This window comes from Sporolactobacillus shoreicorticis (assembly GCF_024125445.1).
In the GTDB taxonomy this organism is placed as follows: domain Bacteria; phylum Bacillota; class Bacilli; order Bacillales; family Sporolactobacillaceae; genus Sporolactobacillus; species Sporolactobacillus shoreicorticis.
On record NZ_JAMXWM010000049.1, the window covers coordinates 1 to 10,394 of the forward strand.

At 43.3% G+C, this 10,394-nt stretch carries 9 protein-coding genes; 5 read left to right on the forward strand and 4 right to left on the reverse strand.

The genetic code is table 11. The annotated features are described in order from the left end of the window. Nucleotides 1-217 precede the first annotated feature (217 nt). A complete protein-coding gene (locus tag NIE88_RS21305) occupies nt 218-2,875 on the reverse strand; it encodes a cation-translocating P-type ATPase (protein ID WP_253065565.1) in 2,658 nt (885 codons plus the stop codon). Nucleotides 2,876-3,052: 177 nt separating this feature from the next. Continuing rightward, a complete protein-coding gene (locus NIE88_RS21310; protein WP_253065567.1) occupies nt 3,053-4,861 on the reverse strand; it encodes an Ig-like domain-containing protein in 1,809 nt (602 codons plus the stop codon). A 186-nt stretch (nt 4,862-5,047) separates the two neighbouring features. Here NIE88_RS21310 and NIE88_RS21315 point away from each other — a divergent pair, with 186 nt between their 5' ends. Continuing rightward, nucleotides 5,048-5,272 (forward strand): hypothetical protein, encoded by a 225-nt coding sequence (locus NIE88_RS21315; protein ID WP_253065569.1) that lies wholly within the window; start codon nt 5,048-5,050, stop codon nt 5,270-5,272. Here the strand turns inward: NIE88_RS21315 and NIE88_RS21320 are convergent. Then, a complete protein-coding gene (locus tag NIE88_RS21320) occupies nt 5,256-6,107 on the reverse strand; it encodes a DUF2785 domain-containing protein (RefSeq protein WP_253065571.1) in 852 nt (283 codons plus the stop codon). The genes NIE88_RS21315 and NIE88_RS21320 overlap by 17 nt on opposite strands. A 169-nt stretch (nt 6,108-6,276) precedes the next feature. Between NIE88_RS21320 and NIE88_RS21325 the strand changes: the two genes are divergently transcribed. From NIE88_RS21325 to NIE88_RS21340, 4 genes are all read left to right on the forward strand, one after another. Further along, nucleotides 6,277-6,702, forward strand: coding sequence for a MerR family transcriptional regulator (locus NIE88_RS21325; RefSeq protein WP_253065575.1), 426 nt, complete (start codon nt 6,277-6,279; stop codon nt 6,700-6,702). Then, complete coding sequence (locus tag NIE88_RS21330; RefSeq protein WP_253065576.1) at nt 6,692-7,222, forward strand: hypothetical protein; 531 nt, start codon at nt 6,692-6,694, stop codon at nt 7,220-7,222. Before NIE88_RS21325 ends, NIE88_RS21330 begins: the two co-directional genes overlap by 11 nt. Further along, complete coding sequence (locus NIE88_RS21335) at nt 7,219-8,490, forward strand: MFS transporter (RefSeq protein ID WP_253065577.1); 1,272 nt, start codon at nt 7,219-7,221, stop codon at nt 8,488-8,490. Before NIE88_RS21330 ends, NIE88_RS21335 begins: the two co-directional genes overlap by 4 nt. A gap of 69 nt (nt 8,491-8,559) precedes the next feature. Beyond that, the gene (locus NIE88_RS21340; RefSeq protein ID WP_253065578.1) at nt 8,560-9,678 is read left to right on the forward strand and encodes a tetratricopeptide repeat-containing glycosyltransferase family 2 protein; all 1,119 of its coding nucleotides are present in this window, start codon (nt 8,560-8,562) and stop codon (nt 9,676-9,678) included. 177 nt (nt 9,679-9,855) lie between these two features. Here the strand turns inward: NIE88_RS21340 and NIE88_RS22940 are convergent, their stop codons facing one another. Next, nucleotides 9,856-10,014: a helix-turn-helix domain-containing protein gene (locus NIE88_RS22940; RefSeq protein WP_373689474.1), complete on the reverse strand. Its 159-nt coding sequence runs from the start codon at nt 10,012-10,014 to the stop codon at nt 9,856-9,858. Nucleotides 10,015-10,394: the final 380 nt, after the last annotated feature.

The following is a 10,394-nucleotide window of genomic DNA, read 5'->3' on the forward strand; positions in this document are numbered from 1 at the left end:
TTTTTACGTTTTTCGATTTGATAAGCGGAATTTCTCCGTCTATTTAAGCTATTTGTTCGTTCATTTTCTAATTAAGCGAACTTTTTCCGTCTATTTATCAGATTAGACGCTTACCTGATCGTCCAACCGATCAGTGCGGATTGGGTATCAGCATCATACGACCATATCGTCGGACCAGCAAGGCAAAACAATAAACTTTCTTTTCTGTCTGTTTCTATTATTTGTTTTTCATGCGCATACCGAGCTTGATCAGTTCATTGACCGCAAGCGGAATTAAAGCAAACAGGATGACGATGATCCAATCTTGCAACGACAGCATCTGGACATGGAACGCCGCAGCTAGGAACGGAATAGAGATCACGGCGAATTGAAGGATAATTCCCAGCAGGATCGCGCCGATCAGATATTTGTTTGAGAACAGCCCTACTTGGAAAATGGTGTGAAATGCGCTCCGCATCGACAGTGAATAAAAGAGCTGTGAAACCGCAAGCACGACAAATGCCATTGTTTCCGCATAGGTCAGAACATCTTCCGGAATTGAGCCGGACCATAACTGGTAGCCATGCTCATTTAAACCAAAGTAGAAGGCGACTAAAGTCAGAATACCGATTAATGAACCGCCGATCACCGCGCGCATGGCGGCTCCTCCCGCAAAAAAGCTTTCCTTCGGATCACGCGGTTTCTTACTCATGACATCTTTGTCTCCGGGATCTACACCAAGCGCGATCGCCGGAAAAGTGTCGGTAATGAGGTTGATCCATAAAATTTGCGTTGGAAGAAGCGGCATCGGCCAAAAGAAGAGTACCGAAGCAAGGATGGCGACAATTTCTCCAAGGTTGCAGGAAAGCAGGAAAACAACGGATTTCTTGATATTGTTATAAATATTTCGCCCTTCGCGAATTGCTGAAACAATGGTTGTAAAGTTATCGTCGGTCAGGATCATATCGCTGGCGCCTTTAGAAACGTCCGTACCGGTAATCCCCATGGCGACTCCAATATCCGCATTTTTTAATGAAGGAGCGTCATTCACTCCGTCGCCAGTCATTGAAACAATGTTGCCATGCGATTGAAAAGCTTTAACGATCTTAACTTTATGTTCTGGCGAAACGCGTGAGAACACGCGATAATTACCAATTTTTTCGTTTAATTCTTCATCAGCCATCGCATCAAGCTCGCTGCCGGAAACCGTCTGCGCCAGCGAGGTTGCCATACCGAGCTGCATAGCAATCGCTGCCGCCGTATGCTGATGATCCCCCGTGATCATAATTGGTGTAATCCCGGCTTGTTTCGCCTGATGGATCGCGTCTTTCACTTCAAGTCTCGGTGGATCAATCATGCCCACGAGTCCAAGCATAGTCAAGTCCTTTTCCATCTCTTCAGGATTAATGATTTCATCGGTATCTTTATAGGCCGCCCCAAGCACGCGCAGCGCTTGATCGGACATTTCCTCCGCCGCTCTGAGAAAATTTGCTTTAAGTTCATCAGTCAGAGGAACCTTTTTCCCATCAACTAATGCGTGAGAGGATACGTTAAAAATATTATCAAACGCGCCCTTTGTATGCACACGGTAATGGCTGCCTTCTTTATTCAACGTAGACATAAGTTTGCGATCCGAGTCGAACGGCTTTTCAGCCACACGTTCGAAACCAGATTCCAGTTCGCGTTTCGGCAAGTGATATTTTTCGCCAAGTTCGAGCAGAGCAATCTCTGTCGGATCACCTGTGCCCTCGCCGTTAATAAGCGTGGCATCGGTACACAGAACCATAGTCTGAATCAGTTTTTTCTCCGCGCCTTCCTCAGCGGTCGCCGTTCCCTCACTTGGCACATCAAGAAATTTGCGATATGTATAAAGGTGGAGCACCGTCATTTTATTCTGTGTCAGCGTTCCCGTTTTGTCCGAACAAATAATGTTGACCGATCCCAGTGTTTCAACCGCAGGCAGCCGTTTCACGATGGCATTAATTCGCGACATGCGCGTCACGCCAAGCGCCAAAACAATAGCGACAATGGCCGGGAGTCCCTCCGGAATCGCTGCGACAGCAAGGCTGATTGCAGTCAGGAACATCTCAAAAAGATCGCGTCTCTGAATCAACGCGATAACAAAAATAAGTATGCAGATACCGATCGCAATATACCCAAGCGTTTTTCCCAGCTCCGCCAGACGTTTCTGCAACGGCGTCATATCCGTTTGTGTCTCATCAAGCCCCTTGGCGATCTTGCCGATTTCAGTACTCATGCCTGTCCCGACAACAACGCCTTCCGCGCGTCCGTAGGTAACAAGGGTGGACATAAAGGCCATATTGGCTAAATCGCCAAGCGGCGTTTTCGGATCTTCAAACACAAGCGCGGCATTTTTTTCCGATGGCACAGACTCACCCGTCAATGCCGATTCTTCAATCTGAAGATTGACACTTTCGATCAAGCGAAGATCCGCAGGAATATAGCGTCCCGCATCCAGCACTACGATGTCACCCGGGACAATCTCTTTTGAATCAATCTCGATAACATCACCATTGCGACGAACAAGCGCGCGCGGCGTTGTCATTTTCTGCAACGCTTCAATTGCCTTCTCCGCCTTAAACTCCTGAAACACACCAATAATCGCGTTCAAAATAACAACGAGCAAAATGATGATGGAATCGGTGTATTCGCCGATGAGCAGTGTGATGACTGCCGCACCAAGCAAAACGTAGATCAGCATATCCCTCAATTGCGAGAAAAACAGCGCCGCCAAACTTTTTTTCGGTTTACCTTTTAGTTTATTTTCTCCGTACTTTTCAAGCCTTGACTGCACTTCAGCATTCGTCAAGCCTTGTTTTTGCTTGACCTGAAGTTCATTTAAAACCTGTTCCGTGTCCTTGGAAAACCAACTCAATTGCTACACCATCCTTATCTCGCTACATCAGCAATAATCTATTCCCTTATCTTTACCCCTTTTTTCATTTCCACAACCAAATCGACCAATTTTTGCTCAACAATCGTCATTACTTTTCAAGCAATGCGAAAAAATTCCACATGCTACCGAAATGTCTAATCGCCCCTTTTTGACGATTCAATAAACAGTAACGATTCGAGCCAAACTGCGATTGCCGGCGCTATCTTGAGCGTAAATTGTCAGTTTCTTTCTCTTTTTTTGTTTTTTGTGCAGGTTAATGCTGTAAAAACCTCGAACAGTCGCCGTGGCCGTGCCGACTAATTTTTTATCCTGCCAAACTGTTACACGCGCTCCAGGTTCCGCTGTTCCCTGAATTTTCAATTGTGTATAATAAAAACGTTTGACTACCGGTCTCGCCGGCGCTGTCTGATCTTTAACCGTCACTTTTCTTGCCTGACCCGCATTCCCGCTCGTATCGATGGCAAACGCATTAAGTACCGTCCCAGCCTGCTGCTTTCCAATCGCGAGTTGAACGTGTCCGGAAGCATCCGCCGTACTTTTTGTTAATAGTCCGGTCGGACCGACAACCGTAACGACTGCTCCGGGTTCTGTGTCGCCCCGAAGCTTTGCATCTTTGTCTCCAAATGAAGCAATATGTGGCTGCTTGGGAGCATCGCGATCTTGCTGGCGTTCAGCCAAATCCGAATAAGTTATATGAACCCCCTTGTCATTTGGTAGTGCTGACATCCTGTTTACAATGACTGCTCCTCCGCCTCTAAGCTTCGGCAATTTTGACTTGCCGTTGTACCGTTTCTTTTTCAACCGTTGAAATCCGGCCATTCCATGAAACCCATAGAGACCGCTCGCCTGGTTCAGATAAAGGGCTTTGCGAAAATTACTCATGAAGTGGCCAAAGGACATGTCCGGACTGATAGAATCATGAATTACATCTTGTACCGCTCGATAATCATTATGCGGGTCTTGAATGATCCTCTTAAATAAATTTGCCGGCTGCCCGCATTGTATATAAAGGTATTGAACAAACAGGTATGAGAGGGAATAGTTCGCCAAATTGTCGCCAAAATTATCCCAGTAGAGCAGCGACTTGCCATTCGCAATGGAGCGGGACTCATTATAATAATCGATTCGATCGTCAAGCGGCTTTCCCGCCAGCAATTGCTCGGCTGCCAGTGACAGTCCTTCATCGAGCCAAGTGTCCATCTCATCCTTTTTCTCAACAAGCACATTTTGGTTATAATTGATGAGGTGCTGGAATTCATGCACCAGCGTCGAATAGGCGAGCGACACTTTTTTATGTTTGTTTGAGTCAAGCGACGGATATGTATCGATATATATGATTTCGCTGTGGTTTGATTTCTTCCCTTTATATAAGTCGTTCGGGTCAAAATAGCCCGAGGCGAAGCCTCCGTTTTGTTCCGCGGAATCATCTTTTATATCAAAACAAAGCAAATTGATTTTTCCATTGTGATCCACATCAGATGGCGTGCCAAAATAACGTTTGTCCAGTGGAAAAATGGTTTGATCAAAGGTTTTGCCAAGCGCGACCGCATCCTTTTTTGACAATTGATTTCCGTTCACCCATACCTTGGTGTACCGACCCACATAACTCAATTTTGCTGTGACTTGATAGCGTTTGTCCGTCGACAAATTCGATACCCAGAACTTTTTGCCAGCGCCGACCTTAACACTCTTTTTCTTCCGTAATGAATGATTCAATGGGCTGTATTTTGTCCGTGTCCTGAGCGGCCGCACAGAATCAAGTCGGTAAGAAGCCCTTTGCAGTTTTTGGCTTTTCGCGTAGCTGTTATTATTAATACTGAAATGACCCGTGTTTTCCGTTTTGTAGCCGTTCGCGGATTCATTGCTGATCAGTACCGGTCGAGCAACCGCAAACGCCGAGCTCGCGGGAACCAAAAGAAACAGCGCGATGAGAATAAGAACTATTCGTTGCATGAATCGGTTCATCAAGCTTCTCCTCTCCGGCAGCGATATGCAAAGACCTATTCCTCTTCTTTTCTCTATGTTAAAGTGTACGCAATCTCATGTGAGAACTCAACCGCGAACCGATTTCAAAGTTGGAATAGTTACGTTATTTAATTTGTTATATAATGAATAGTATCTATGTATCCCCTTTCAAAAGGATGAGTAAATATGACGCTAAAAAAGAAGTCTCTGAACACGATTATCGGCAATTTTGTTATTTGCTTCTTATGGTTTTTATTTGCTACCAGCTTGATCACTTCGTTCATTCTTTGGCTGCACGCAAAAAGTCCGCTCTCCATCATAAGCGGAATTATCTGCGCGTGTGGCATCCTCTTCAACATTTATCTTGGAAAACGGGCCAAAGCAGACAAATCCGTTAAAAATAAGGATTAAACGCATGCTCCACATTTATAAGCGCATTGTCTGCCTCTTGATCAAGCAGCGCGGCATTTTTCAGTCTGAAATAAACGCACCGCATGAAATGCTTTGTATTCACTCGTTGAATAAGATATTTGCGGAACGCCAAGGTGTGAACCAATTGATTCGGCTCTTTCAAGTCCACCTCGCAGAACCACCGAAGCAGTTCGGAAACCGTTATTTTTTTCGCAGTCACCATACTCACAACCGCTGTCGCCATCCGTTCATCCTCTTCCGCATCAAATACAGTCGATGCATTCCGAAGCATCCCCAGTAAGCTTTCCCATATTGTAAGGCACTCGGATTCTCCAACGAAACGATTTTGCGCACATTCATCAAGCGCGTCACTGATATGAGCCGGCGCGTGCGCCCATCCTTTACCCGCAACAAAACTTCGATAGTCATTCTCTAATTCGCAGTAATGATTCAGTTGATCGAGCAGCTTCATATAGTCCTGTTTTCCAATAAAATGTTCCTGATTGTCTCTGTAAAGAATCAACGCAACAAGCAGTGCTGAGAAAGATCTTAGAAACACGTGATCCGACAGTCCTTCACCGACTTTATAGAAAAGCATCTTTTCAGAAGCAGCCTGCGTGAGCAAGGTCATGAGCTCCGATCCATGAAGCATCTTGAACTCAATCAGCCATTTTGAAAGAATGGTGTAGCCGAGATCATCCCTGAGCCCACTATCTGTCGAATGAAAGGCATGCATTACATACTCTGCTGCTTCGAAATCAGTGCTTTCTTCAGGCACATGAAAATCATTATTTTTAATCTCCAACAGCTTTTTCTTTAATTCAGTATCCGTCATCGCGCGCTCCTCAAATCCTTTTCCATAGTATAACACCCGATCATAGCAGTGCGTCTTTCTCCTCAACGCTCACTTTATTATCGTTCAAACAATTCATTGACGATTATCATTAGTTACAGTAAACTGTCACTATAACATTTAACTGTCACAAAAAAAGGAGTGATGCAAATTGGCTTATTTTACGGCGAAACAAATTGCGGATCAGTTAACTTCCGAAGGAACAAAGATAAATCTAAGAACAGTCCGCTATTATACACAAATTGAAATCATCCCCCCACTCGTTACTGTTGGAAAAAAGCGTGTCTATACGGATCTCCACCTTGATTATTTACGCGCCATTCTCACGTTGTCGCATGCAGGAGAAACGCTTGCCGCTATTCGTGACAAACTCGATAAATGCTCGCGGACGGAGATTCGAAAAATTGGAAACCAAATGAATCTGTATCTAGCGGAGAACATTTTAAATCGTGAAACGACCAAAATTAACGAGGATGTATTTGTTACGCTTAATACTGAAATCGCCGCCTCAACAAAACAAAAAATCGTTGACGCGGTTTCACAAATCATGAAAGAAGATGCAAAAAATGAACATTGACATAAAATTAGAAAAAAAGCAGCTTGAATGCCAAGATGGAATCAATCATGCCTGGATTCATATCAAAATACCGCACACTTCGGAGCTCAAAAATTTCAAATTAATGCCCGTTGCACCAAAAGGGATTGAATTTTTGCCTATTTTAAATGGTTTGCTCGAAAATTCTCAGCATGAAATCTGTATTCAAAAAGCGAAACAAAATCTTGATCTATTTTATGAATTTGTGACAGCGTCAAGTGCACTAGGACAACAAACCATTCATTTTCATTACTCTTTTCTTGAACACGGCCACTTTTTTGAAGATACGGTATCCGTTTTGCTGGCTATCGTGCCTGAAGAAGAAAGCGATCAGATTCAGGTTGACCGATCGGTAACCAACCAAGTTCTCGAATTCATACAAGAACAAGAAAATGCCAAGCAATTCGTTCAACCACCGAAAATTATTAAAGTCGATGCAGGCAAATGCTCACCACTTGAAAAAAAATATCGAATTGACGGTTGCGGTGGCTATTGGTTATGATCGCTCTGCTTAAAATTTTTAAAAATGGCAACTATTGTCGGATCTTCTTCGCATCCTTTTCTTCGCAGTTAGGTACCGTTACATCGACAACAGCCTTCACCTTTTTTCTGCTCGATCAATACGCAGCAAAACCGAATAATGCCAGTCTTGTTCAATTAATGTATACATTACCCTCTCTCTTTGTTTTCCTGATTGCCGGCGTGCTGGCCGATCATCTGAATCGTCAGAAAATCATGATCATCTCAGATTTGGCGAATGCCTGTTTCTGTTTCCTATTAATTGCTGCTGCCAACTCAAAATCCATGGTATTCATTTTTTTATTACTTTTCACCATAACCGCAACCTCCAAGTTTTTCACACCGGCACAGCTTAGCACGATTCAAGGTATATTGAAAAAAGAGGAATATCCGATTGCAGGCGGCCTGAACCAAATGGTCGCAAGTATTTTTATTCTCTTTGGTGCCTCATTAGGCGCTTTCTTTTACTGGAATTTCGGTATCGTCGGAGCGATTATCATCAATCTTTGCAGCTTTCTTCTTTCGAGCTTATTTATTTATCGCTGTAAGTTCCAAAAGACAGCTATTTTGACGAGTGAAAAAGCTGAACATCTCAACATCACATTCGTTTTTTCAGAATTTATGCGCGGGTTGCGTTACATGTTTCAGCGCCGTTTATTGAGGGCATTTATGGTAGGCACCGCCATTCTGGGCTTGGTTAACGGAGGTCTGTCGCTCATGCCCGTTTATCTCTTGAAATTTAAACTGGCACCGGAAAGCTATCAGCAATACACTGCGTTATCCGGCATGGTTTTCGGTATTGGCATCCTTTCAGGAAGCTTTGTCGCTTCCCTGCTCGCAGAAAAAATAAAACTAGATCGACTTATGATTCTGGGTTACTCCCTCGCCGGTATTTTTCTTTCGGCAGAGTACTTTTCTCAGAATGTCCCTTATTTTATCGCCTTCTATTTTTTGACGGCCTTGACCATTCCCATTGTTAACGTCGCATTCTTCGGATGGTTACCGCAACTTGTTGATCCCACGTTCATGGGACGTGTGCAGGCCTTGCTTGATCCAATCGGAAATTTATTTCAATCGCTTCTTTTCGGACTGCTCGCGCTGACATTTCCCCAATATGTCAGTGTCGAATTGCCCTTCCTTTTACTCGGCGGCTGTCTGATTTCTGTCGCATTATTCTATCTGATTATCTTCCAACGCGCATTCAAAGCTGAGTCTGTAACCTTAAGCGATAAAGAAAGGAATAATTCATGAAGACACAAGCGGAGACAAAACAAGATGCTGATCATACATTAACTGGTGAACAAACTTTATACCCATAGTATGACCTCACGAGGAGGGGGTAACGTGATTACGATCAGCTTAGCAATGATCGTGAAAAACGAAGAGGAACATCTTGCACGATGCTTAGACTCAATCAAAGATGTAGTCGATGAGATCAATATCGTTGATACCGGATCGACGGATCACACAAAAGAAATTGCCAGGAACTATACGGACAGATTGTTTGATTTTAAATGGATTGATGATTTCGCTGCTGCCCGCAATGAATCCTTCAGCAAGGCAACAATGGATTATGTCCTATGGCTTGACGCTGATGATGTCCTGCTCCCGAAAGACCAAGAGCAACTTCTGCTTCTGAAAAAACAGCTTCAAAGCTCCGTCGATGCGGTTTCCATGTTCTATCACATTCGCCTTGACGCGCAGGGCAAACCGACATTTAGTTTCAGAAGAAATCGATTAGTGAAACGAAGCCGATCCTTTCATTGGCATGGATTCGTTCACGAATACTTAGAAGTATACGGGAACATTGTGCAAAGTGATGCAGCGGTCACTCATTTGGAAGGAGAATCTTCTTCTTCGAGCGACCGAAACCTGAAAATTTTTGAAAAGCGTCTGAAATCAGGCACGAAGTTTACCCCGCGCGACTTATATTATTATGCCAACGAGTGTTTCGATCATCGGAAATATGACAGGGCTACCGAGTATTATGAAAAGTTTCTCAACACAAAGAAAGGCTGGTCAGAGGACTGTATCGATGCATGCGGGAAACTCGCAGCGATTGCGTTAATACAAGGACAAAAGCAGAAAGCCATTGACTATTGCCTGAAATCCTTTACCTATGACCTGCCTCGAGCAGAGCATTGCTGCAGGCTCGGGTCCATTTATTTGTCGAATAACGAAGTGGATAAAGCTATCTTTTGGTATGAACTGGCGACCCGTCTTGATATTGAGCGAGTGAAAAGAGCGGGCAGTTTTTTAAATACTGATTATTATGGCTGGCTGCCACATGTTCAATTGTGCGTTTGCTACGATCGTTTAAAAAAATATTCATTAGCCAAATTGCATAATGACAAGGCTAAAGCCTATGATCCTTCCAATGCCTATGTGAAATACAACGACAAATATTTTGATTCTCTAAACTTGTCACAACCAAAGTGAAAATGAACGTAATAGACTAACCTGTACAACAATAAAATAAAGATTCCGGTTCTTCTTAAACAGTACCCTAAATCGGCATTTTGACAATGCTTACCTGTAGGGTATTTTTTCTTATGAACTACATCTGAACTACATCGGTACTTAATACCGAGCTTCCGGGAACATTGCTGACCCTCTTTAAGGCTGGGGGAGCGGGCTCAAAGCGTAGGCATCTATAAAAGAAACCTTAGAACTGTTTTGATATCGTTCAATCATCACATGAAGCATTTGATTCCAAACAAGAGTGCAGTCAAAATGACATTGGATCAGGAGTTGTTTCTCTTTATTGGGGTAGATACGTACTTAATGGAGTGGTTTTCCCCACTTTTCTTACAAAACGCATGTTATCAACGAAAAATAGCATCTATGTCAACTGAGATCAGCTTGCGTTAACAATTAAGGTGCCAAACGATTCATCATGTTTTCATTCTCAATTTTTCAATCGCAATAGATCACCATTCTTAACCAGATGAGTTCTCATTTTATGCAGATAGTCATTGCATTTATCAACAACACTAGATGTATCCTAGTGACATTTTAACGTTCTCATTCTGTAAATAAATTCATAGGCTTCTTACACGTCGTCCCTTATAAACAAAAAAACATGGAAATGAATAACAAACAAGAGGTTCATATATACGGATGTTTCTGAAAATCACTATCGCTCTTAAGAAATC

Bases quoted from the DNA above. Each gene is read 5' to 3' on its own strand.
- NIE88_RS21310 (WP_253065567.1), bottom strand. From the start codon at position 4,861: ATGAACCGATTCATGCAACGAATAGTTCTTATTCTCATCGCGCTGTTT.
- NIE88_RS21330 (WP_253065576.1), top strand. From the start codon at position 6,692: ATGAACATTGACATAAAATTAGAAAAAAAGCAGCTTGAATGCCAAGAT.
- NIE88_RS21315 (WP_253065569.1), top strand. From the start codon at position 5,048: ATGACGCTAAAAAAGAAGTCTCTGAACACGATTATCGGCAATTTTGTT.
- NIE88_RS21340 (WP_253065578.1), top strand. From the start codon at position 8,560: ATGACCTCACGAGGAGGGGGTAACGTGATTACGATCAGCTTAGCAATG.
- NIE88_RS21335 (WP_253065577.1), top strand. From the start codon at position 7,219: ATGATCGCTCTGCTTAAAATTTTTAAAAATGGCAACTATTGTCGGATC.
- NIE88_RS21320 (WP_253065571.1), bottom strand. From the start codon at position 6,107: ATGACGGATACTGAATTAAAGAAAAAGCTGTTGGAGATTAAAAATAAT.